The sequence below is a fragment of the Chromobacterium piscinae genome (genome assembly GCF_021129175.1).
Classification (GTDB): domain Bacteria; phylum Pseudomonadota; class Gammaproteobacteria; order Burkholderiales; family Chromobacteriaceae; genus Chromobacterium; species Chromobacterium piscinae.
Window position 1 is genome coordinate 1 of record NZ_JAJOHV010000017.1, and the last position, 21,254, is coordinate 21,254.

Genomic DNA, 21,254 nt, shown 5'->3' on the forward strand with positions numbered 1-21,254 from the left:
TGGCGCGCCGGCTGGCCGCCGCGCTCGCCCGCCGCGCGCCGCTGTGGCCGGCGCTGACGCCGGACCTGCAGGAAGCGGCCGAAATCAGCGCCCGAATGGCTTTCCACAAGCTGGACCAGGCCTTCGCCGACGATCAGGGCCAAGTGCTGTCCGGCCAGGGCTGGCGGCTGGCCTGGAACATGAGTCAGGAGCTGGCGCCGTCGCCGCTGTTCCGCACCGTGGAGCTGAGGCCGGCTCCGCGCGCCGCGCTGGCCCGCATCCTGCGCCCCTGGCGCACCCATCTGCAAAGCTGCGGCCTGATCGCGCCCGCCGTCCGGCTGCCGGAGCTGAGCCGCGCGCTGTTGGCCGCCGGCGTCAGCCGCGTCGCCCCGGACGGCCGCATGCACGACGGCTACCACGGCGAACCCCACGACGGCGTCTATGCGCTGCAGCGGCTGTCGCGCCGGGTATCGGTGAGCCTGGACGCCGCCGCGCTGCCCGGCCACGCCCACCTGGACGCGCCGCCGGCCGAGCCCGAGGGCCTGGCCGCGCTGCCGGTGATGGACAAGGCCGCCTTCCAGAGCCAGCCCGCCAACGGCAAGGCCCAGCTGTTCTTCCGCAGCGGCGGCAGCAGCGGCGCGCCCAAGCTGGCCGGCTTCAGCTACCGCGACTACCACCGCCAGATGCGCGCCGCCGCCGACGGCCTCTTAGCCGCCGGCCTGAACCCGGCCACCGACCGCGCGATGAATCTGCTGTACGGCGGCAAGCTGTACGGCGGCATGCTCAGCTTCTTCACCATTCTCGACCACATGGGCGTCGCCCAGTACCCGATGGGCGGCCCGTCCGACGACGACTTCAGCGAGATCGCCCACTTCATCGTCGAGCAGAAGATCAACACCTTGATCGGCATGCCGGGCACGCTGCACCGGCTGTTCGAATGCGAGAACAAGCTGCTGCGCCGCTACGGCGGCGTGCGCAAGGTGTTCTGCGGCGGCGAGCACATCAGCGACGGCCAGCGCGCCTACATCGGTAGCTTCGGCGTGGAGCTGATCCGCTCGGCGATGTACGGCTCGGTGGACGCCGGCCCGCTGGGACACGCCTGCCCGCACTGCGCCGACGGCGAGTTCCACCTGCTGGCCGAGACCCAATGGCTGGAAGTGCTGGACATGGACAGCGACCAGCCCGCCGCCTCCGGCGAGTCCGGCCGCCTGGTGTTCACCTCTCGCGAGCGCGAAGCGCAGCGGGTGGAACGCTACGATCTGGGCGACCTGGGCCAGTGGCTGGACGGCGGCTGCGCCTGCGGCCTGGCCGCGCCGCGCTTCCGCCTGACCGGCCGCCACGGCGCGCTGCTGCGGGTGGGCACCATCTTCGTCAACCCGGCCGCGCTGACCGAAAAGATCGGCCTGCCGATGCAATGGCTGGTCGACAACGCCGACAACGGCGGCGACCGCATCCAGCTGCTGGCCGACGGCGACCCGTGGGCGATACGCGGCCGGCTGCTGGAAGAGCCGATACTGAACGAAGTGGTCGGCGGCGGCCTGCTGCAACTAGACGTGGCCGCCACCCCAGCCGCCGAATTCCGCCGCCATCCCCACAGCGGGAAAACCCCGCTGGTGCTGGACCTTAGACGATGAAACCCGGCCGGCGCCGCGGCGCCGGCATGTACACACATAATCATGAATCCGAAACTGATATCGCTGGTCGAACACGCCCGCAACCATTCGCCGCACTACAACGCGCTCTACCATGGCCTGCCCGCCGAAGGCTGGCGTCTGTCCGACCTGCCGCCGGTCGATCCCGCCGTCTACTGGTGGGACTCGCAGGACCTGTCGCGCTGGCCGGCGCTGACCGCCGCCCCGGTCGACGGCCACGTGTTCAAGACCGGCGGCTCCACCGGCGACGGCAAGCTGTCGGTGTTCAGCCGCGATGAATGGCAAGCCTTCGTCGCCGCCTTCGGCGCCGGCCTCGCCCGCCAGCTGCGACCCGGCGACCGCGTCGCCAATCTGTTCTTCGCCGGCGACCTCTACACCAGCTTGCTGTTCATCCACGGCGCGTTGTCGCATTCGCCGGCGCCGGTGCTGGAATACCCGTTCACCTGCAATGTCGACAACGACGCGCTCGCCGGCGCGATCCGCAGCCACCGCATCAACGTGCTGGCCGGCGTGCCGGCCCAGCTGCTGCGCTTCGCCCACCATCTGGAAGAACAATCGCGGGCGCTGCCCGAGGTGGAGACCGTGCTGTACGGCGGCGAAAGCCTGTTCGGCGAACAGATCGCCTTGCTGAAGCAGGTGTTCCCGCTGGCCCGGATCGGGTCGGTCGGCTGCGCCAGCGTCGATGCCGGCCTGATCGGCTACGCCGACCCGGACTGCGCGCATGGCGAACACCGGGTATTCGATGAGGACAGCGTCGTCGAGATCGTCGACGAGGACAGCGGCGAGCCGATAGAGGAACCCGGCCGGCGCGGCCTGCTGCTGGTGACCAATCTGCAGCGCCGGCTGATGCCGGTGATCCGCTACCCCAGCGGCGACCTCGCCTGCTGGCGCGAAGCGCCCGGCCCCAACCGCAAGTTCGCGCTGCTGGGCCGGGCCGGCAACGGCCACCGCGTCCGCGTCGGCACGCTGTCGCTGTTTCCGGATGAGCTGGGCCGCGCGCTGGGCGAACTGCACGAACTGCTGGGCTGGCAATTGGACATCTCGCGCGAGGACGGCCGGGACCGGCTGGTGCTGCTGCTGGCGGCGCGCGCGCCATTGGATCTGGAGCGGATGCGCCAGGCGCTGCTGGCCAAGCAGCCGGCGATCGCCGAGCTGTGCCAAGCGGAGCGGCTGAGCTTGGCGCTGCGCCAGACCACGCCGGAAGCGATGTGCACCCATCCGCGCTCCGGCAAGCTGATGCGGGTGGTAGACAGGCGCGACTACCAGCCGGCGGAGGCGACCGCATGAGCGCCCGCCATCCCCACGCCGCCTGGGCGCGCGATTACCTGCCAACCGACGCCGCCGACATCAGCGCGCTGTTCCGCGCCGTCTACGGCGATCACTACGTCTACGCCGACGTCTACCTGCCCAGCCAAATCCAGCAACGCAACGCCAGCGGACAATGGCGCTCGGCGGTGGCGGTGCGCGACGGCCGGCTGCTGGGCCATGCGACGCTGTGGCTGGACCCGTCCCGGCCGGGCCAGGCGGAGCTGGCGCTGAACGCGGTGCACCCGGACGCGCGCGGCCAGGGCATCGCCAGCCTGCTGGGCCGCCACTTGCGGGCCATGGCCGCCAAGCTCGGCATCGCGCTCTTGACCATCAAGCAGGTGTGTTCGCACCCGCAAAGCCAGTACGTCGCCGGCGCGCTCGGCTTTCACAACACCGCGCTGTTGCTGGATTACGTCGATTCGCCGTTCGGCAAGCCGGAGCCGGAAAGCATCGTGTTCGGCTGCCTGCCGCTGCAGCCTCGGCCGTTGCCGCAACTGGCCTGGCCGGCGGAGTGGGAAACCTGGCTAGTGCCACTGCGCCAGGCATTCGGAGAGGGGGAGCATGCGCCCGCCGGCGCGGCCTTGCCCGGCCTGGCGCTTGCGCGCCACGGCCAAAGGCTGGAACTGACCTCGCAACAGCCGACCGAAGCGCGGCTGGCCGAAATCGCCGCACTGCCGGCCGGCCAACTGATCTATCTGAAGCTGCCGGCCGCAACGGAAACGCTGGCGCGGCGGATCCAACTGCAGAATGCCGGCTTCCGCTTCGGCGGACTGCTGCCGGCGCCCGCCGGCGGCTGGCAGTTGCTGTGGCTGCGCGGCCTGTCCAGGCAGGACATCCGCTTCTGCGACGAACAGGCCGAACGACTGTACCGGCTGAACGGTTAAGCCAAGACGCGCCGACCCGGGCTGCGCACTAGGCACAGCAAGGAGGCGCAACGCCGGATCAGAGGTTTTGCTCGCGGCCCGGCAGCGGCTCCAGCTTGACCGCGGTGCCATAGCACAACACCTCGGTCAGCCCGGTCATCACCTCAGTGGCGTCGTAGCGCATGCCGATCACCGCGTCGGCCCCCAGCGCCTGCGCGTGCTGGCACATTTCTGCGTAGGTTTCCGAGCGGGCCCGCTCGCATAAGCTGGTATAGATGGTTATATTGCCGCCGAACAACGACTGCAGGCCGCCAAAGAAATTGCCGACCAGCGAGCGCGAACGCACGGTGATGCCGCGCACCACGCCCAGGTTAGCGCTCACCCGATAGCCGGGCAGTTCGAAAGCGGTGGTGACCATCTTGGCTGGCAGCATGGATTTCTCCCTGGTAAGTTGAAGAGACCGGCCGCTCAGGCGGCAGCCCTCTCGCGCCCGGCGCGGAAAGCGCCGTCGTCCAGCACCGGCACGCAGGCGCTGAGGTTCAGCTGCGCGGCCAGAGCGATGTCGTCCTGGAAGCCGCGCGCGACCAGCTCCGCGCCAGAGGCTGTGTATTGCAGCTGGCGCTCCAGATCATTGCGGGCCAGTTCAAACGCCGCCTCTGCCGCCAGCGCTTCCGGCGACTTGCTGCGGCGCAGGCGCTGGATGATGGCGCCGGCGCCGATGAAGTCTTCATAGGCGAAGCGCAGCCGTCCGTCCGCTTCCAACTCGCCGGCGGCCACCAGCAACACGTCGCCGCCCATCGTGTCAAGATAGTCGGCCACCGCGGCCGCATTGCGCAGGCAGGCGGCGATGGTGCTCTCCGACTCGCTGACCAGGCTCAGCGCCGCGCCGTTCTGCGAGGGCAGCACCAGCCGGCTGCCGGCCTTCAGCCTACACAGCGATGCCGGCGACAGCGAAGGCTGGTGATGGCTGCGTTCGGCGGCCAGTATTGCCTGCTGCTCGCTGGCGAAATCGGCGGCGCCGGTGGCCCTGAAACGGTAAGGCAACACCTCGGCGCCGTTGCCGCAGGCGATGTCGACGCTGGTGCCGAACGACAGCACGTCGACAATCACGCAATGGGCCGCCTGCGCGCTCAGATGCTGAACCGCCGGCAATCCCCATTGCAGACGCACGGAATATTCCTGTTGCGCGTAATGCATCCTACATCCCATCAAGATGGAACACCGCCAGCGGCTTGCGCCGGAGGCGGTGTTTCCGTTGATTCTTCGATACCGTCGCCGTCCTGGCCGCGACCTCTTGTCCCAGGCGTTCTGACGACGCCTTATTTCTTATAAGTAAGGTCCGAAGATTAACTACTAATGCGGGAAAGCTCAAAGAAAACCGGCTAAAAAACCGGGAAAAGCGTCAAAGCTGGCGTCAACGCTGATGAATTTCCAACACCGGCCCCATCAGCCCCGCTTCAGCATCAGCGTATATTCGCCGCCTCGCTCGCCGGCGCGAGCCGCCAGCCGCCCTTCGCCAGACAGTCCGGCAAAACCGCCGCTGCCGCTGCCGGGCAGCACCTGCAGCGCGGCGCGGGCACCGGTGGTCGGCGAGTATACGCCGTCATGGCGCAGCACAAAGCTGCCGCTCACTCCGTCCCAGACGCCAGTCACCCGTTCAAAGCCGGTGAAGATCACATCGCCGTCTGGCGACGTCGGGTACAGCAATTGGTATTCCAGCCTACCCTCGCCCGTCAGCGGGCCGGTCAATTCGTTGACGATGCTGGCGCGCTTAAGCTCGCCGGCGCCTTCGGTCTGCAGCAGGCTCTGTTCCTGCCACTGCCGGGTCTGGAACGCGCAGCCCAGCGCGACGACAAGATGGGCGCTCATGGTCAAACTCCTTTCTGAAGGTCACAGTTCAGCATAACAGCCGGAAAACAAAAACGCCGCCAACCCTGAGGCTGGCGGCGCATGCGCGGGCGATGCGGCGGGGTCAGGCCAACAGGCAGGATGCCTGGGTCTCCTCGCTCAGGCGGCGCAGCTTGGGCACCTCCTGCGCGCAGCGCGCCTCCGCCTGCGGGCAACGGGTGCGGAACACGCAGCCGGACGGCGGGTTGATCGGGCTGGGCAGATCGCCCTGCAGGATCTGGATGGTCTTGTTCTTTTCCAGCTTCGGATCCGGCACCGGGATCGCCGACAGCAACGCGCGGGTGTACGGGTGCGAGGGCACGTCGTACAGCGCGTGCTTCTGCGCCAGTTCCATCTCGCGGCCCAGGTACATCACCAGGATGCGGTCGGAGATGTGCTTGACCACCGCCAGGTCGTGGGCGATGAAGATCAGCGCCAAGCCCATCTCGCGCTGCAGCTCTTTAAGCAGGTTGATGATCTGCGCCTGGATCGACACGTCGAGCGCCGACACCGGCTCGTCGCAGATGATCAGCTTGGGCTCCAAGATCAGCGCGCGGGCGATGCCGATGCGCTGGCATTGGCCGCCGGAGAACTCGTGCGGATAGCGGTTGATCATCTGCTCGCGCAGGCCCACCTTGCGCATCATCGCCTTGACGCGCTTCATCACCTCGTCGGCCGACAGCTCCGGCTTGTGCACGCGCAGCGGCTCGCCGATGATTTGGGCGATGGTCATCCGCGGATTCAAGGATGCCAGCGGATCCTGGAAAATCATCTGGATGTCCTTGCGGACGGCCAGCCAGTCTTTGTCCGCCCCCTTGCGCAGGTCCTTGCCCATCCACACGATCTCGCCGTCGGTGGCCGGGATCAGGTTGAGGATCGCGCGGGACAGCGTGGACTTGCCACAACCGGACTCGCCGACCACGCCCAGCGTCTCGCCGGCGTACAGGTCGAAGCTGACGCCGTCGACCGCCTTCAACGTTTTCTTGGGGCTCCACGGCCAGGCGTCTCCGCCCTTGACCTGGAAATGCACCTTGACGTTGCGTACCGACAGAATGGGTTGCTTGTTGTCAGGCATGGGTCACCTCCTCGGCGGCTTTGACCAGTTCCTCCGCCGGCTTGTGACAGGCGCGCAGAATCTGCGGGTTGAGCGGATTGGCCGCCAGCGGCGGCAGATCGCTGGCGCAGCGCGCGCTGGCGTGCACGCAGCGCTCGCTGAACGGGCAGCCCTTGGGCATGCTGGCCATATTGGGCGGATTGCCCGGGATGCTGATCAGCGCGGAATCATCGTGATCCAGCCGCGGCAGCGCGCCCAAGAGGCCGATGGTGTAGGGATGGCTCGGGTGGTAGAAGATGTCGTCGGCGCGGCCGTACTCCATCGCGCGGCCGCCGTACATCACCAGCACGTTCTCGCACAGGCCCGCCACCACGCCCAGATCGTGGGTGATCATGATGATGGCGGTGCCGAAATCGCGCTGCAGATCCTTCAGCAGCGACAGGATCTGCGCCTGCACAGTGACGTCCAGCGCGGTAGTCGGCTCGTCGGCGATCAACAGCTCCGGCTCGCACAACAACGCCATCGCGATCATCACCCGCTGACGCATGCCGCCGGAGAACTCGTGCGGATACATATTGATCCGGCGCGCGGCCTCTGGGATGCGCACCGCGTCCAGCAACTCGATCGCGCGCTTTTTCGCGTCGCGGCGGCTCATGCCCTTATGCAACTCCAGCACCTCGGTCATCTGCCTCTCCACCGTCAGGTAGGGATTCAGCGAGGTCATCGGGTCCTGGAAAATCATCGACACGCGGTCGCCGCGGATGCGGTTGAGGTCGCGGGTCGGCAGCGTCAGCAGGTTCTGGCCGTGGAACAGCGCTTCGCCGCTGGCCTGGCCGTTCTTGGCCAACAGGCCCATCATCGCCAGCATGGTCTGGCTCTTGCCGGAGCCGGACTCGCCGACGATGCCCAGGGTCTGGCCCTTGTTCAGCTCGAAGCTCACGCCGTTGACGGCGTTGACCACGCCGTCGTTGGTCTGGAACTGAACCCCGAGGTTGTTGACTTTCAAAATGCTCATGGCTTGCCTCGTCTATCCTGGGGTCAGCGGTCTTTCGGGTCCAGCGCGTCGCGCAGGCCGTCGCCGATGTAGTTGGCGCAGTAGAGCGTCAGCGACAGCATGCCGGCTGGGAACAGCAGCATCCAGGGCTGGCTCTCCATCGCTTTGGTGCCATCGCCGATCAAGACGCCCCAACTGGTCATCGGCTCCTGCACGCCCAGGCCGAGGAAGGACAACACCGACTCGGTCAGAATCACGCCCGGCACCGTCACCGTGGTGTAGATCACCACGATGCCCAGCAGATTGGGCACGATGTGGCGGAAGATGATGGTGGGGGTGGAAACGCCGATCGCATGCGCGGCCTCGATGTACTCCTTGGAGCGGATGGCCAGCGTCTGGCCGCGCACCACGCGCGCCATGTCCATCCAGCCCAGGATGGTGATGGTCAGCACCACCAGGTAGAACTCTCGGCCCAGCAGAGTCACCATCAGGATGGCGATCAGCAGGTAGGGCACCGCGTACATCATGTCGACGACGCGCATCATCGCGTTGTCCACCTTGCCGCCGAGGAAGCCGGCGGTGGCGCCCCAGATCACGCCGATCAGCACCGCGGCGATGGTAGCCAGCGCGCCGACCATCAGCGAGATGCGGCCGCCGATCAGCGTGCGCACCAACAGGTCGCGGCCCAGTTCGTCGGTGCCGAACAGATGCAGGTTCTGGAAGGTCGGCGCCAGGCTGATCGCGTCCCAGTCGGTGTCGGCATAGCCGTGCGGCAGCAGCATCGGTCCGAAGATACAGGACAGGGTGATCAGGCTCAGGATCACCAGGCTGACCACTGCGGCCTTGTTGCGGAGAAAGCGGACGCGGGCGTCGCGCCAGGGGCTGCGGCCTTCGGTCGCCGCTTCGGCGAGGCCGCTTTCCAGCGCCGCGACAGCCGCGGCTTGTTTGGTCTTCATCATTGCGGAGTCCTCCTCAATAACGGATCTTGGGGTCGAGCATGGCGTAAGCCAAGTCGACGAGGAGGTTGAACACCACGGTGATCACGGTCACCAGCACCACCAGGCCCAACACCAGCGTGTAGTCGCGGTTGGAGGCGCCGTTGACGATCAGCTTGCCCAGGCCCGGCAGCGAGAAGATCGACTCCGTCACCACCGCGGAGGTGATGGACGAGATCGCCAGCGGCCCCAGCAGCGTCACTACCGGCATCAGCGCCGGTTTCAGCGCATGGCGCAGCACGATGGTGCGCAGCGGCAAGCCCTTGGCGCGGGCGGTGCGGATGAAGTTGCTGTTCATCACCTCGATCAGGCTGCCGCGCATCACGCGGCCGATGGTGGCCACGTTGATGAAGGTGAGCAGCGCGACCGGCAGCACCATGTACTGGATGGAAAAGTCATCCCAACCGCCGGACGGCAGCCAGTGCAGCAGCATCGAGAAGATCAGCACCAGCACCGGGCCGATGATGAAGGACGGGAAGGCGCTGCCCATATTGCCGACCAGCATCACCAGGTAGTCGATGGCGCTGTTCTGGCGCAGCGCGGCGATGGTGCCGAGCAGCACGCCGATGAACAGCGAGATCACGATGGCGCTGCCGCCGATGGCGGCGGACACCGGCAGCGCGTGGGCCACCAGGTCGTTGACGCTCCAGTCCGCGTAGCGGAACGACGCGCCCAGGTCGCCATGCAGCAGACTGTTCAGGTAATAGAGATACTGCTTCCACAACGGCAGGTCCAGATGGTATTTGGCCTGCAGATTGGCCAGCACCTCCGGAGAAATCTTGCGTTCGCCGTCGAACGGACCGCCAGGGGTCAGGTGCAGCAGCAGATAACAGACCGTCGTGACGGCCCAGACGGTTGGTATGGTGACCAACACGCGGCGAAGAGTATAAGACCACATCGCTTGAAACTCCCGATCGCCAGCCCGGGGCGGCGGCAGGCAGCCGCCGACCTCCCCCGGAGGGCGAGAACACCACAATCATCGGCCGGTTGCCCTTGCGGCGCAACCGGCCTCGTCACGCGGCCAAACGCCGCGCTTTCACGCTTAGTGCTGAACGATGTACAGGTACTTGCTGCGGTAGCGGTCTACCGGATTCTTCAGCGAGTAGCCGCCGACGTACGGCTTCACCAGGCGCGGCAGCGTGTACTGCAGCACCGGGATCATCGGATAGTCGTCCATCACCAGCTTGGTGGCCTGGGTCAGCAACTGGGCGCGCTTGGCCGGATCGGTGGACTCGTTGCCCTGTTTGATCAGCTCTTCGGCCTTCTTGTTGCAGTTGAAGTTGTCGTTCTGGGTATTGCCGCACTGCACCAGCGCCAGGAAAGTGGTGGCGTCGTTGTAGTCGGCCAGCCAGCCGTTGCGGGCCACCTGGTAATCGCCGTCATGGCGCTTCTTCAGGAATACCTTGAACTCGGTGTTGTCCATCGAGGTGTTCAGGCCCAGCTTGGACTTCCACTCGGACGCGACGAAGATCGCCATCTTCTTGTGATAGTCGCTGGTATTGTAGGACAGCTTCAGCGTGGTGCCCGGCTTCACGCCGGCCTGGGCCAGCAGCTTCTTGGCCTCGTCCACGCGCTTGGCCATCGGCCATTTCGCCCAATCGTAGGTGGTCGGCTGCGCGCCGTGCACGCCCTTGACCATCACGCTGTAAGACGGCTGCTGGCCGTCGGCGGTGATCTTCTGCGCCAGCAGATCGCGGTCAACCACCATGGACAGGGCCTTGCGCACGCGCACATCCTTCATCAGCGGATCGCGGTTGTTCAGGCTGTAGTAGCGCAAGCCGAGAATGGTGTTGTTCTTCAAATCCTTGGGCATATCGCTTTTCAGCTTGGCGAAGGTGCCCGGCGGGATTTCATAAGTCATGTCGGTCTGGCCCGACAGGTAGAGCTTGTTGTCCGCGTTCTGGTCTTCGATCGGCAGGAAGCTGACCTTCGTCAGTTGCACGTTCTTGGCGTCCCAGTACTGCGGGTTCTTTTCGATGACGACCTTGCTGTTGACCTGCCAGTCTTTCAGCACGAAGGGGCCGTTGGAAACCATCTTGCCCGGCTTGGTCCAATCCTTGCCGTACTTGTCGATCACAGCCTTAGGCGCCGGGCCGAGCTGGGCGTTGGACATCAGTTCGGGCAGGTAGGACACCGGGAAGGCGGTCTTCACTTCCAGCGTGTATTTGTCCAGCGCCTTCACGCCGATGGCGGAAGTCGGCTTCTTGCCGGCGACGACTTCCGGGCCATTTTCGAAGAAGATGCCGAAAGTGCCGGCGTACGGGGCGGCCAGCTTGGGATCGACCAGGCGGCGGATGCCGTAGACGAAGTCGTCGGCGGTGACGATGCTGCCGTCCGACCATTTAGCGTTCTTGCGCAGATGGAACACCCAGGTGGTGGGTCCGGTCTGCTTCCAGGACTCGGCCACGCCCGGCACCAGCGTGCCGTCGTTGTCGGTGGCGGTCAGACCCTCGAACATGTCATGGGTGATGACGTTGGCGGGCACCCCTTCCACCACCATCGGGTCCAGCGATTCCGGCTCGGAGCCATTGGAGCGCACCAGTTCCTGCTTGGCGGCCAGCTTGACGCCTGCCGGCACCTTGGCGGCCAGCGCGGATCCGGAAGCCAGCGCCAATGCGACGGCGGCGGCGATCACCTGCAGCGATTGCTTGTTCGACATCTCTAATTCTCCTGATTCTGTAGCATCCCGCGTCAGGCGGGTTGTTCGAATTTTTTCACTCTATTGTATCCAGAGTGGGTCCGACGATTATGCGCAGAGGGTTTTGATTCCATCAAGCCCCTATCGGCACAATATGCTATTCATTTTTCTCAAAAAGGAAAATCTGTCCGACAATAGTCAAGTCAAGCAAATCAACGGCCTGCGCAGCTTCATCGTTTTATACTTATGGCATTTTGCCATGTGAAATATTATTGCCTGACCCAAGCAAAATTCATCCGAAGCGGAGACAATTACCTTCAAACCGCGTCAAAAAATAATTATTCCCTTATGAATAGAATAAAGACTTCCGGCTGATTTCAGACACCCTGCAGGACAAATAAAAAAAGCCGCCCAAAGGCGGCTGCGCGATCGCAGGCGAGGATCAGCCTCGCAGACGCCAGGCGATGCCTTCTCCGGCGCGCAAGGGCACCAGGCTGCCGCCCGGGTAGGCAAGCTCGGCCGGCACCGTCCAGCTTTCCTTGACCAGCTCGATCTTGCCGCCATTGGCCGGCAGGCCATAGAAAGCCGGGCCGTTCAGGCTGGCGAACGCCTCCAGCTTGTCCAGCGCGCCGGCGGCTTCGAAAGCCTCGGCATAGAGCTCTATCGCCGCGTTGGCGGTGTACATGCCGGCGCAGCCGCAGGCCGCCTCCTTGGCGCCCTTGGCGTGCGGCGCGCTGTCGGTGCCGAGGAAGAACTTGGCCGAGCCAGAGGTCGCCGCTTTGACCAGCGCCTGGCGATGCTGTTCGCGCTTGAGCACCGGCAGACAGTAATGGTGCGGGCGGATGCCGCCGACGAACAGCGCGTTGCGATTCATCAGCAAGTGGTGGGCGGTGATGGTGGCCGCGACGTTGGCCGGCGCGGCGGTGACGAACTCGGCCGCCTCGCGGGTGGTGATGTGCTCGAACACCACCTTCAACGTCGGCAGCTTGGCCAACAGCGGCTTCATCACCCGTTCGATGAACACCGCCTCGCGGTCGAATACGTCGATATCGGCGTCGGTGACCTCGCCGTGCACCAGCAGCGGCAAGCCGGTTTCAGCCATCGCCTCCAGCGCCGGCAGCGCCTTGAAGATATCGGTGACGCCGTGGTCGGAATTGGTGGTGGCGCCCGCCGGGTACAATTTGACGCCGTGGACGAAACCGCTGGCCTTGGCCAGGCGGATTTCCTCGGGACGGGTATTGTCGGTCAGGTACAGCGTCATCAGCGGCTCGAAGGCGCTGCCGGACGGGCGCGCGGCCAGGATGCGCTCGCGGTAGGCCGCCGCGGCGGCCACGGTGGTGACCGGCGGCTTCAGATTGGGCATCACGATGGCGCGGCCCATCTGGCAACAGGTGTCGGGCAGCACCGCGGCCAGCGCGGCGTCGTCGCGCAGGTGCAGGTGCCAGTCGTCGGGGCGGATCAGGGAAAGAGTCTGCATGGTGGATGGCTTGCCGTAACGATGGATAAAACAATGGCGATGGAAAACCATCGCCAGGAATGTCTACTTGCGCCGGAGCACCATCCGGAACTTGCCTTCGCCGGTGGTGGTCGATTCCAGCAGGCCGTTGCCGGTCTGGCGGCAGAAGGCTTCAAAGTCCTTGGGCGCGCCCGGATCGGTGGCGATCACTTCCAGCACCGCGCCGCTGTCCATATCGGCCAGCGCCTTCTTGGCGCGCAAGATCGGCAGCGGGCAATTCAGGCCGGAAAGATCAATATGCTTGTCGGGAGTCATGGGCCGGGTATCCTTCAGCCATATCAGGTTACAATGAATCACATGGCGGCCGGCCGCGCAAACCGGCGGGCCGCAGCCGTATAGTTTACGCCAGTCGTCAAGCCTTACCCAAATCGGTCACCGCAATATGTGCATCCTCGCTTTCGCCTACAAAACGCCGGGCATGGGCCAGCTGGTACTTTTGGCCAACCGCGACGAATACTACGCCCGCCCCGCCGAGCCGCTGGACTGGTGGCCGGAATACCCCCATACCCTGGGCGGCCGCGACCAGCAATCCGGCGGCGGCTGGCTGATGGTGGACGGCCGCAACCGCATCGCCGCCGTCACCAACTTCCGCGACGGTTTCCCGCCCAAGGCAGAGCGCTCCCGCGGCGAACTGGTGCAGCGCTTCGTCACTGGCGACGATGATCCCTTCGCCTTCGCCGACTGGCTGCGCGAGGAGTGCCATCGCTACGGGCCGTTCAACCTGCTATTCGGCACCACCTCGGATCTGTTCTTCTTCCACAGCCCCGGCCGGCAGATCGCCCGCGTCACGCCTGGCATCCACACGCTGTCCAACGCCACGCTGGACACGCCGTGGTTCAAGTGCCAGCGGCTGGCGGAGCGCCTGGGCGATTTCGGCCGCCCGCCGACCGAGGAGCAGGCCTACGCCGCGCTGTCCGATCCGACGCCGGCGGGCCCCGGCCATCTGCCCAATACCCGCATCGGCCTGGCGCTGGAAAAAACGCTGTCGCCGATCTTCATCCAGGGCCGCGACTACGGCACCCGCGCTTCGATGCTGTTGACGGTGTCCAGCCGCGGCGATATCAGTTTTTCCGAACTGAGCTGGGGCCTGGCCGGCCGCGAAACCGGCCGCCGACATTACAACCTGCGCGCCGGACAGGCGCGCTGACGGAGCATCCGCATTTGAAAGCCATCGCAACCACCCTGCCGGCGCTGCTGGCGCTGTGCCTGAGCCTGCCCGCGCTTGCCGGCAGCGACAGAATCAACAAGAACATCGAATTCCAGGAAGAGCAGCCCTGGGCCGAACAAGACTACGCGCTGCCCGACTATCCGCAGACGCCGGACTGGATAGAAGTGAAGCCGGACTGGCTGCAGCAGAACCGCTTCTTCGTCGACGCCAAGACGCTCAGCGTGGGCGGCGACGGCGTGGTGCGCTTCGTCAGCCGCGTGCTCACGCCCAGCGGCGTGGAGAACCTCAGCGCCGAGGGCATCCTGTGCAAGAACAACCAATACAAGGCCTACGGCTTCGGCGACAGCATCAACCATCGCTGGATCGCGTCGATGCGGCCGCAGTGGCTGGCGATCAACGGCACCGACAAGCTCAGGCGCGAACTGCGCGAGCTGATGTGCCCCTCGCACAGCGCGCCGCGCGATGCCGCCCAGGCGATCGCCTCGCTGCGCGGCGCGCGTTGACGCCATGATCGACGCCTGCGACGGATGTTCTAAGATGAAACATCTGTCTTGCATTCGCGTAGGCGCCGATGGATCAGCAAACTCTGCAGGAAAATCGGGAAAGGGAATGGGTTAAGCGGCTGTTCGAGCAAAAAGGCATTGATCCGCTCGACGTGAAATCGCTGAAGTGCCCAGCCCCCGATGTCGGCGTCTCGCTGTCGGATGGCCGCTGCCTGGCCATCGAAGTGACCGAGGTGCTGGCCGGCGAATATGCCCGCCGCAATGCGCGCAAGAAGGAAATCCAGCAGGCCCAGCAGGCCGCCGGAGGCATAGGCTGGATGTTCACCCGGCCGGCCAACGCACTGGACGTCGCCTGCCGCATCGAGGCCAAGGTGGGCAAGGACTACCACGTGCCGAACGGCCATCAACTGCATCTGCTGCTGGCGGCCGGCACCGTCGAGCACGGCACGATGGCCTCCACCCTGCTGCTGTTCATTTCCATCCCGGAATTGAACCAGCTGACCCACGATATGCTGGAACGCTCGCGCTACCAGCATGCCTACCTGCACCTGCAGCTGGGCCGCGGGCTATACGAATGGAACCGCCGGGACCGTTGGCATGAAGTCCACCCGCCCAGTTGCCGCTCCGACGCCTATCCGCTGATACCGCAATTGAAGCTGCAAACCGGTATGTGACGCGATCTTGCGGCAGCCAGCCCTCGCCTGAGCCCAGATGATGATTGGCCTGTCGCGGCTCATCAAACCAAGGCATGCGCCCACAGAGCCCGCGCCTCCCCTTGCCGCTAAGGCTAACTCTCAGCCCGCCAGCCGCCGCTCTTGCCGCCGTCTTTCTCCAGCAGGCGGACGCCGGTGATCTCCATTCCGCGGTCCACCGCCTTGCACATGTCGTAGATGGTCAGCAAACCGACATTAACCGCGGTCAGCGCCTCCATCTCCACCCCGGTCTGCCCGTTGCACTCGGCGGTCACGGCTATCCGAACCATGGATTCTCCGTCCAGCAGCTCGAAGTCCACCGCCAGCCGCGTCAACGCGATCGGATGGCACAGCGGGATCAGGTCCCAGGTCTTCTTGGCCGCCATGATGGCGGCGACGCGGGCGATGCCCAGCACGTCGCCCTTCTTGTGGCCGCCGTTTTTCACCAGCGCGAACGTGGCCGGCAGCATGCGGATCGCGCCTTCGGCCACCGCGCGGCGGGCCGTGGCGGCCTTGCCGCCGACATCCACCATATGGGCCTGGCCGGCTGCGTCGAAATGGGTGAGTCGTGTCATGGCGTACCCTTCAAATGAAAACGCCCGCCGCGATCAGCGCAGCAGGCGGAAAATCAGCCAGAAGCAGGAAACAACAACCAGCAGGCCGGCGCTCCAGCGGGCGATGGCCAGCGCGCGGCGCAGGTAGCGGCGGTCATGGGTGAGGGAGAAGCACAACAGCGCCCAGCCTATCGCCAGCACCGTCGCCAACAGCCACAGCCGCCATAAGCCGAACACGGCCTCACTCCTCTGACGGCAACAGGTGGAAACTGGACGGCGCGTCCAAGGGATCGTCGAAACTGGCGAATTCCCAGGCGTCCGGCGTTTCCAGCAGCTTGCGCAACAGCTTGTTGTTCATCGCGTGGCCGGACTTGTGGCCGGAGAACGCCGCGATCAAGGGATAGCCTACAACGTAAAGGTCGCCGATCGCGTCCAGTATCTTGTGGCGGACGAATTCATCCGGGAAGCGCAGGCCCTCCGGATTGAGCACGTACTCGTCGTCGATCACGATGGCGTTGTCCAGGCTGCCGCCGCGGCCCAGGCCGTGGTTGCGCATGTACTCCACCTCGTGCATGAAGCCGAAAGTCCGGGCCCGGCTGATCTCGTCGGTATAGGAATGGTGGGCGAAGTCCACCTCCACCGTCTGCGGCGCGCGGTTGAACGCCGGATGGTTGAACTCGATGGACAAGGTGATCTTGAAGCCGTCGTGCGGGTCCAGCCGGACCCACACGCCGCGGTCTTCCACCATTACTGTCTGTTTGACGCGGATGAAACGCTTTTTCTTGGGCTGCTCCGCCACCCCAGCCGTCTGCAGCAGATAAAGGAACGGCGCGGCGGACCCATCCATGATGGGAATCTCCGCCGCCGTCACCTCGACGACCAGGTTGTCGATGCCGAAGCCGGCGAACGCCGACATCAGATGTTCGATCGTGCCGACACGCACGCCGGTGTCCGTCACCAGCGTGGAGGAGAGGCGCGTGTCGTTCACGAGCGAAGGTTCTACCTTCACGTCGACCGGCTCGGGCAAGTCGGTGCGACGGAAGACGATGCCGGTATCGGGCGGCGCCGGCAGCAGGGTGAGCTTCACCCGCTCGCCGGAATGCAGACCGACGCCCGTGGCGCTGATCGCTTGCTTCAGCGTGCGCTGCAGAATCATTTCAGGCTACTCAACCAGACGGGAAAACCCGATTCTAGCATAGCGCTCGGCCATGCTTTATTGATTGATTTGCTGACATGAATAGCGTTTATCTATCCGTATCCTCCGTTCAGTCCGCCTGCTTGCGCAGGAAGGCCGGGATGTCGTAGCTCTCGCTGACCTCGGGGTTGGAGAAATCCAGCGAGGGATTGGCGCGGCGGCGGCCGGTGCGCATGATGGCCGGCGCGTCCAGATCCTCGTAGTTCACCATTTCCACCGCGCGGTCGTCGGTGCCGGTCTTGACGATCTTGATGTACTCCGGACGATCCTCGTTGCGGACGGTTTTCTTCTGGCCCAGGCCGGTGGCGATCAGCGTCACGCGGATGGTGTCCTCCGGCATGTCTTCCACTTCGGCGGTGCCGAACTTGATCTGCGCGTCTTCGTCCGCGTACTGGCGGATGATGCCCATGATCTCGCGGTACTCGCTCATCTTCAGGCAACCCGGCGCGGTGGAGATGTTCACCAACACGCCGCGCGCGCCTTCCAGCGTGATGTTGTCCAGCAGCGGGCTGGCCACGGCCTGTTCGGCGGCCACGCGGGCGCGGTCGATGCCGGAGGCGTAGGCGGAACCCATCATCGCCAGGCCCATCTCGCCCATCACGGTGCGCACGTCGGCGAAGTCGACGTTGATCAGGCCCGGGCAAGTGATCACTTCGGCGATGCCGGCCACGGCGCCCTTCAGCACATCGTCGGCAGCGCGGAAGGCTTCGCGCATGGTGACGTCGTCGCCCAGCACTTCCATCAACTTCTCGTTGGGGATCACGATCAGCGAGTCCACGTGCTTCTTCAGGTCCTCGATGCCGTTTTGCGCCACTTTCAGCCGCTTGCCTTCATGATCGAACGGGCGGGTGACCACGCCCACGGTCAGGATGCCCATTTCCTTGGCCACTTCAGCCACGACCGGAGCCGCGCCGGTGCCGGTGCCGCCGCCCATGCCGGCGGTGACGAACACCATGTTCGCGCCGCGCAGGCTTTCGGCGATGCGCTCGCGGTCTTCCAGCGCCGCGCTGCGGCCCACTTCCGGGTTGGCGCCGGCGCCTAGGCCGCGCGTCAGATTGGTGCCCAGCTGCAGCTTCTGCGGGGCGCGGTTGCGCTGCAGGGACTGCGCGTCGGTGTTGGCGCAGATGAATTCCACGCCGTGCACATTGCCGGTGATCATGTTGTCGATGGCGTTGCAACCGCCGCCGCCGACGCCGATGACCTTGATGACGGCCGAGCTGGCCGTTTCCTGCATGACTTCAAAAACCATTCCGCTCATTTTCCTCTCCTCATCAAGATGAGCCATTCATTACTGCCTGGTACTACGCCCGAACAACCTTCAACACGCCGCCGGCACCTGCCGGCGGCACCGAATCCAATCAGAAATTGCTGCCGAACCACGCCTTCATCCGCGTGAACATCTGGCCCATGCCGGCCGACTCGGACTTCACCGGGCCGGCATAGCCCTGGATCTGGTCCTTGCCGTACAGCAGCAGGCCGACGCCGGTGGAAAAGCGCGGGGTCTTCACCACCTCGGCCAGGCCGCCGACGTACTTGGGCACGCCGACGCGCACCGGCAGGTGGAACACCTCCTCGGCCAGCTCCACCATGCCCGGCATCAGGCTGGCGCCGCCGGTCAGCACCATGCCGGACGACAACATTTCCTCGAAACCGCTGCGGCGCAGCTCCTGCTGCACCAGCTGGAACAACTCCTCGACCCGCGGCTCGACCACTTCGGCCAGCGTCGCGCGCGACATCTGGCGCGGGCCGCGCTCGCCCACGCCCGGCACTTCTATCATCTGCGCCGGATCGGCCATGCCCACCAAGGCCACGGCGTGCTGGATCTTGATGTCCTCGGCCTCCTTGGTCGGGGTGCGCAGCGCCATCGCGATATCGTTGGTGATCTGGTCGCCGGCGATCGGGATCACCGCGGTGTGGCGGATCGCGCCGCCCACGTACACGGCGATGTCGGTGGTGCCGCCGCCGATGTCGATCAGGCACACGCCCAGGTCCTTCTCGTCCTCGGACAGCACGGCGATGGCCGAGGCCATCGGCTGCAGCACCAGGTCGGACACTTCCAGGCCGCAGCGGCGCACGCACTTGGTCACGTTCTGGGCGGCGGACACCGCGCCGGTGACGATGTGCACCTTGGCTTCCAGCCGCACGCCGCTCATGCCCAAGGGCTCGCGCACGCCTTCCTGGCCGTCGATGCTGTATTCCTGGGTCAGGATGTGCAGCACCTGGTGGTCCGGCGGAATGGTCACCGCGCGCGCGGTCTCGATCACGCGGTCGATGTCCATCTTGGTGACCTCGCGATCCTTGATCGCCACCATGCCGTGCGAGTTCACGCTCTTGATGTGGCTGCCGGCGATGCCGACGAACACCTCGTGAATCTTGCAGTCGGCCATCAGCTCGGCCTCCTCCAGCGCGCGCTGGATCGCCTGCACGGTGGACTCGATGTTCACCACCATGCCGCGTTTCAAGCCGCGCGACGGGGTGTGCCCCATGCCGACGATGTTAAGCTGGCCGTCTTCCAGCACCTCGGCCACGATCGCCACGATCTTGGAGGTGCCGATGTCCAGGCCGACCAGCATGTTCTTGCTTTCCTTTGGTTTGCTCACCTGTCGCTCCAACGCCTAATCACTTGTTTCCCTTGGCCGGCGGCGCCTTGTAGTCGGGCATCCGCACGGCGAATCCATTCGGATAGCGCAGGTCGACGTATTCGATGTGATACGGCAACCGCGCCAACTCGCTCTTCCAGTAAGTGGCGAAGCGCTCAGCGCGCGCCGCCACGTCATTACGTCCCAGCTCCAGCTGCAGCTGGTTGTCCAGCACCACTTTCCACGCCCGCCGCGACGACAGCCACAGTTCCCGCGGCGCCAGGCCCGACGGCTGCAAGGTCTGGCGCATCTGCGTCAGCATCGCCGTCATGTCCTTCTCGGCGCCCGCCGGTCCGAAAAACACCGGCAGCTTGGCGTCGCTGGCCGCGTCGAAACGCTCGCCGCGGGTATTGACCAGACCGTTCTCCCCCCAGCGCGCCAGCGCTACATGCTCCTCCACGGTGATATCCAGCGCGTCCGGCCAGCGCCGTCTCACCTGCGCGTCGCGCACCCACGGCAATTTGCCGAAGGCGGCGCGCGTCTTGTCGATATCCAGCGTGAAGAAGGTGCCGGACAGCTCATGTTCCGCGATGAACTTCAGCTGCTCGGCCGTCACCCGGTTCATGTCGCCCTGAATCCGTATCTTCTTCACCGGGAACACCGGCGCGTGCGTCAGCCAGAATCCCCCCGCGTACAGCAGCATCAGCGCCGTGGCGCCCAGCATCAGATTGGCCAGGCCCCTGAGCAGCCGATGGTTATCCCACATGCACCGTATCCAATACCTTCAGACACAGGTCCTCGTAAGCGATGCCCTCCACCTTGGCCGCCATCGGCACCAGGCTGTGGCTGGTCATGCCCGGGCTGGTATTCGCTTCCAGCAGGTAGATCTCGCCCGCCTCGTCCATCAGGAAATCCACCCGGCTCCAGCCGCGGCAGCCCAATACCTTGAACGCCTTCAGCGCCAGTTCGCGCGCCCGGGCTTCCACTTCCGGGGCCAGGCCGGACGGGCAGCGGTAGACCGTGTCGTCGCGGAAATACTTGGCCTGGTAATCGTAATACTCAGTGGCCGGTTCAATCTTGATGGTCGGATACGCTTTGTCACCGATCACCGCGCAGGTGTACTCGCCGCCGCCGATGAATTGCTCGGCGATCACCACCGCGTCGTACTTGCGCGCCTCCTCGAACGCCGCGCGCAATTCGCCCGCCGCCTTCACCTTGGTCACGCCTATGCTCGAGCCCTCGCTGGACGGCTTGACGAAAATCGGCAGGCCCAGCGTCTTTTCGATCGCGTCGAAGTCGCTGTTCTCATCCAGCAGCTCGAACGCCGGAATCGGCAAGCCGGCGCCCTTCCACAACAGCTTGGTGCGCCACTTGTCCATGGCGATGGCCGAGGCCATCACGCCGCAGCCGGTATATGGCATGTCCAGCGCCTCCAGGGCGCCCTGCAGCGTGCCATCCTCGCCGAACGGGCCGTGCAGGATGTTGAACACGCAAGCGAAACCTTCTTCCTTCAACGCCGACAGCGGTTTTTCCGACGGATCGAACCGGTGGGCGTCCACGCCCTTGGACTGCAGCGCCGCCAGCACGCCGGCGCCGCTCATCAGCGACACTTCGCGCTCGGACGAGCTTCCGCCCATCAACACCGCCACCTTGCCGTACTGCTTCATCTATCTATCC

The 21,254-nt window shown here is 65.3% G+C and carries 23 protein-coding genes; 6 read left to right on the top strand and 17 right to left on the bottom strand.

The features are described from left to right. From LQR33_RS04275 to LQR33_RS04285, 3 genes are all read left to right on the top strand, one after another. A partial coding sequence (locus tag LQR33_RS04275; RefSeq protein ID WP_231467748.1) for an acyl-CoA reductase occupies positions 1 to 1,613 on the top strand: 1,613 nt, incomplete at its 5' end. A gap of 42 nt (positions 1,614 to 1,655) precedes the next feature. Continuing rightward, on the top strand, positions 1,656 to 2,918 hold the full coding sequence (locus LQR33_RS04280; protein WP_231467750.1) for a phenylacetate--CoA ligase family protein: 1,263 nt from the start codon (positions 1,656 to 1,658) through the stop codon (positions 2,916 to 2,918). Further along, entirely contained in the window at positions 2,915 to 3,823 is a 909-nt protein-coding gene (locus LQR33_RS04285) for a GNAT family N-acetyltransferase (protein ID WP_231467752.1), read from the top strand. The genes LQR33_RS04280 and LQR33_RS04285 overlap by 4 nt, the downstream gene beginning before the upstream one ends. 58 nt (positions 3,824 to 3,881) lie before the next feature. On the opposite strand, the gene LQR33_RS04290 is transcribed toward LQR33_RS04285, so the two are convergent. The 10 genes from LQR33_RS04290 to LQR33_RS04335 form a co-directional block, all read right to left on the bottom strand. After that, positions 3,882 to 4,235: a YbjQ family protein gene (locus tag LQR33_RS04290; protein ID WP_021477335.1), complete on the bottom strand. Its 354-nt coding sequence runs from the start codon at positions 4,233 to 4,235 to the stop codon at positions 3,882 to 3,884. A 35-nt stretch (positions 4,236 to 4,270) separates the two neighbouring features. Then, positions 4,271 to 4,999: a 2-phosphosulfolactate phosphatase gene (locus LQR33_RS04295; protein ID WP_166439874.1), complete on the bottom strand. Its 729-nt coding sequence runs from the start codon at positions 4,997 to 4,999 to the stop codon at positions 4,271 to 4,273. Positions 5,000 to 5,248: 249 nt separating this feature from the next. Beyond that, positions 5,249 to 5,671, bottom strand: a complete 423-nt coding sequence (locus tag LQR33_RS04300; RefSeq protein WP_166439875.1) for a DUF3224 domain-containing protein — start codon at positions 5,669 to 5,671, stop codon at positions 5,249 to 5,251. Positions 5,672 to 5,774: 103 nt separating this feature from the next. After that, entirely contained in the window at positions 5,775 to 6,764 is a 990-nt protein-coding gene (gene oppF / locus LQR33_RS04305; protein WP_166439876.1) for a murein tripeptide/oligopeptide ABC transporter ATP binding protein OppF, read from the bottom strand. Further along, positions 6,757 to 7,758, bottom strand: a complete 1,002-nt coding sequence (locus LQR33_RS04310; protein WP_231467754.1) for an oligopeptide/dipeptide ABC transporter ATP-binding protein — start codon at positions 7,756 to 7,758, stop codon at positions 6,757 to 6,759. The genes oppF and LQR33_RS04310 overlap by 8 nt, the downstream gene beginning before the upstream one ends. Positions 7,759 to 7,781: 23 nt before the next feature. Then, positions 7,782 to 8,696: an ABC transporter permease subunit gene (locus tag LQR33_RS04315; RefSeq protein WP_166439878.1), complete on the bottom strand. Its 915-nt coding sequence runs from the start codon at positions 8,694 to 8,696 to the stop codon at positions 7,782 to 7,784. 13 nt (positions 8,697 to 8,709) lie between these two features. Continuing rightward, positions 8,710 to 9,630 (bottom strand): oligopeptide ABC transporter permease OppB, encoded by a 921-nt coding sequence (gene oppB / locus LQR33_RS04320; RefSeq protein WP_166439879.1) that lies wholly within the window; start codon positions 9,628 to 9,630, stop codon positions 8,710 to 8,712. Positions 9,631 to 9,774: 144 nt separating this feature from the next. Beyond that, positions 9,775 to 11,391 (bottom strand): peptide ABC transporter substrate-binding protein, encoded by a 1,617-nt coding sequence (locus tag LQR33_RS04325; protein ID WP_166439880.1) that lies wholly within the window; start codon positions 11,389 to 11,391, stop codon positions 9,775 to 9,777. Between the two features lie 421 nt (positions 11,392 to 11,812). Further along, on the bottom strand, positions 11,813 to 12,847 hold the full coding sequence (pyrC, locus tag LQR33_RS04330) for a dihydroorotase (protein ID WP_231467755.1): 1,035 nt from the start codon (positions 12,845 to 12,847) through the stop codon (positions 11,813 to 11,815). A gap of 63 nt (positions 12,848 to 12,910) precedes the next feature. Further along, positions 12,911 to 13,141, bottom strand: coding sequence for a sulfurtransferase TusA family protein (locus LQR33_RS04335; protein ID WP_021477345.1), 231 nt, complete (start codon positions 13,139 to 13,141; stop codon positions 12,911 to 12,913). A 127-nt stretch (positions 13,142 to 13,268) separates the two neighbouring features. Between LQR33_RS04335 and LQR33_RS04340 the strand changes: the two genes are divergently transcribed. The 3 genes from LQR33_RS04340 to LQR33_RS04350 all read left to right on the top strand — a co-directional run bounded on the left by LQR33_RS04340 (position 13,269) and on the right by LQR33_RS04350 (position 15,231). Continuing rightward, on the top strand, positions 13,269 to 14,033 hold the full coding sequence (locus LQR33_RS04340; protein ID WP_021477346.1) for an NRDE family protein: 765 nt from the start codon (positions 13,269 to 13,271) through the stop codon (positions 14,031 to 14,033). 14 nt (positions 14,034 to 14,047) lie between these two features. Continuing rightward, the gene (locus LQR33_RS04345; protein ID WP_221667942.1) at positions 14,048 to 14,557 is read left to right on the top strand and encodes a CNP1-like family protein; all 510 of its coding nucleotides are present in this window, start codon (positions 14,048 to 14,050) and stop codon (positions 14,555 to 14,557) included. Positions 14,558 to 14,625: 68 nt separating this feature from the next. Next, positions 14,626 to 15,231, top strand: coding sequence for a hypothetical protein (locus LQR33_RS04350; protein WP_221666143.1), 606 nt, complete (start codon positions 14,626 to 14,628; stop codon positions 15,229 to 15,231). A 113-nt stretch (positions 15,232 to 15,344) separates the two neighbouring features. Here LQR33_RS04350 and moaC read toward each other — a convergent pair whose 3' ends face one another. The 7 genes from moaC to LQR33_RS04385 form a co-directional block, all read right to left on the bottom strand. Beyond that, on the bottom strand, positions 15,345 to 15,824 hold the full coding sequence (gene moaC / locus LQR33_RS04355; RefSeq protein WP_221666144.1) for a cyclic pyranopterin monophosphate synthase MoaC: 480 nt from the start codon (positions 15,822 to 15,824) through the stop codon (positions 15,345 to 15,347). 33 nt (positions 15,825 to 15,857) lie between these two features. Continuing rightward, positions 15,858 to 16,040 (bottom strand): hypothetical protein, encoded by a 183-nt coding sequence (locus LQR33_RS04360; RefSeq protein ID WP_231467758.1) that lies wholly within the window; start codon positions 16,038 to 16,040, stop codon positions 15,858 to 15,860. Positions 16,041 to 16,044: 4 nt separating this feature from the next. Further along, on the bottom strand, positions 16,045 to 16,956 hold the full coding sequence (lpxC, locus tag LQR33_RS04365) for a UDP-3-O-acyl-N-acetylglucosamine deacetylase (RefSeq protein WP_199776287.1): 912 nt from the start codon (positions 16,954 to 16,956) through the stop codon (positions 16,045 to 16,047). Between the two features lie 112 nt (positions 16,957 to 17,068). Further along, entirely contained in the window at positions 17,069 to 18,256 is a 1,188-nt protein-coding gene (ftsZ, locus tag LQR33_RS04370; RefSeq protein WP_021477357.1) for a cell division protein FtsZ, read from the bottom strand. Positions 18,257 to 18,356: 100 nt separating this feature from the next. Next, positions 18,357 to 19,598 carry a cell division protein FtsA gene (gene ftsA / locus LQR33_RS04375; RefSeq protein ID WP_021477358.1) on the bottom strand — a complete coding sequence of 414 codons (1,242 nt, stop codon included), beginning with the start codon at positions 19,596 to 19,598 and terminating at the stop codon, positions 18,357 to 18,359. A 19-nt stretch (positions 19,599 to 19,617) separates the two neighbouring features. Then, complete coding sequence (locus LQR33_RS04380; RefSeq protein WP_221667943.1) at positions 19,618 to 20,343, bottom strand: cell division protein FtsQ/DivIB; 726 nt, start codon at positions 20,341 to 20,343, stop codon at positions 19,618 to 19,620. Then, positions 20,333 to 21,244, bottom strand: coding sequence for a D-alanine--D-alanine ligase (locus LQR33_RS04385; protein WP_166439885.1), 912 nt, complete (start codon positions 21,242 to 21,244; stop codon positions 20,333 to 20,335). Before LQR33_RS04385 ends, LQR33_RS04380 begins: the two co-directional genes overlap by 11 nt. Between the last annotated feature and the right edge of the window lie 10 nt (positions 21,245 to 21,254).

Bases quoted from the DNA above. Each gene is read 5' to 3' on its own strand.
- LQR33_RS04280 (WP_231467750.1), top strand. From the start codon at position 1,656: ATGAATCCGAAACTGATATCGCTGGTCGAACACGCCCGCAACCATTCG.
- LQR33_RS04285 (WP_231467752.1), top strand. From the start codon at position 2,915: ATGAGCGCCCGCCATCCCCACGCCGCCTGGGCGCGCGATTACCTGCCA.
- LQR33_RS04290 (WP_021477335.1), bottom strand. From the start codon at position 4,235: ATGCTGCCAGCCAAGATGGTCACCACCGCTTTCGAACTGCCCGGCTAT.
- LQR33_RS04295 (WP_166439874.1), bottom strand. From the start codon at position 4,999: ATGCATTACGCGCAACAGGAATATTCCGTGCGTCTGCAATGGGGATTG.
- LQR33_RS04300 (WP_166439875.1), bottom strand. From the start codon at position 5,671: ATGAGCGCCCATCTTGTCGTCGCGCTGGGCTGCGCGTTCCAGACCCGG.
- oppF (WP_166439876.1), bottom strand. From the start codon at position 6,764: ATGCCTGACAACAAGCAACCCATTCTGTCGGTACGCAACGTCAAGGTG.
- LQR33_RS04310 (WP_231467754.1), bottom strand. From the start codon at position 7,758: ATGAGCATTTTGAAAGTCAACAACCTCGGGGTTCAGTTCCAGACCAAC.
- LQR33_RS04315 (WP_166439878.1), bottom strand. From the start codon at position 8,696: ATGATGAAGACCAAACAAGCCGCGGCTGTCGCGGCGCTGGAAAGCGGC.
- oppB (WP_166439879.1), bottom strand. From the start codon at position 9,630: ATGTGGTCTTATACTCTTCGCCGCGTGTTGGTCACCATACCAACCGTC.
- LQR33_RS04325 (WP_166439880.1), bottom strand. From the start codon at position 11,391: ATGTCGAACAAGCAATCGCTGCAGGTGATCGCCGCCGCCGTCGCATTG.
- pyrC (WP_231467755.1), bottom strand. From the start codon at position 12,847: ATGCAGACTCTTTCCCTGATCCGCCCCGACGACTGGCACCTGCACCTG.
- LQR33_RS04335 (WP_021477345.1), bottom strand. From the start codon at position 13,141: ATGACTCCCGACAAGCATATTGATCTTTCCGGCCTGAATTGCCCGCTG.
- LQR33_RS04340 (WP_021477346.1), top strand. From the start codon at position 13,269: ATGTGCATCCTCGCTTTCGCCTACAAAACGCCGGGCATGGGCCAGCTG.
- LQR33_RS04350 (WP_221666143.1), top strand. From the start codon at position 14,626: ATGGATCAGCAAACTCTGCAGGAAAATCGGGAAAGGGAATGGGTTAAG.
- moaC (WP_221666144.1), bottom strand. From the start codon at position 15,824: ATGACACGACTCACCCATTTCGACGCAGCCGGCCAGGCCCATATGGTG.
- ftsZ (WP_021477357.1), bottom strand. From the start codon at position 18,256: ATGAGCGGAATGGTTTTTGAAGTCATGCAGGAAACGGCCAGCTCGGCC.
- LQR33_RS04380 (WP_221667943.1), bottom strand. From the start codon at position 20,343: ATGTGGGATAACCATCGGCTGCTCAGGGGCCTGGCCAATCTGATGCTG.
- LQR33_RS04385 (WP_166439885.1), bottom strand. From the start codon at position 21,244: ATGAAGCAGTACGGCAAGGTGGCGGTGTTGATGGGCGGAAGCTCGTCC.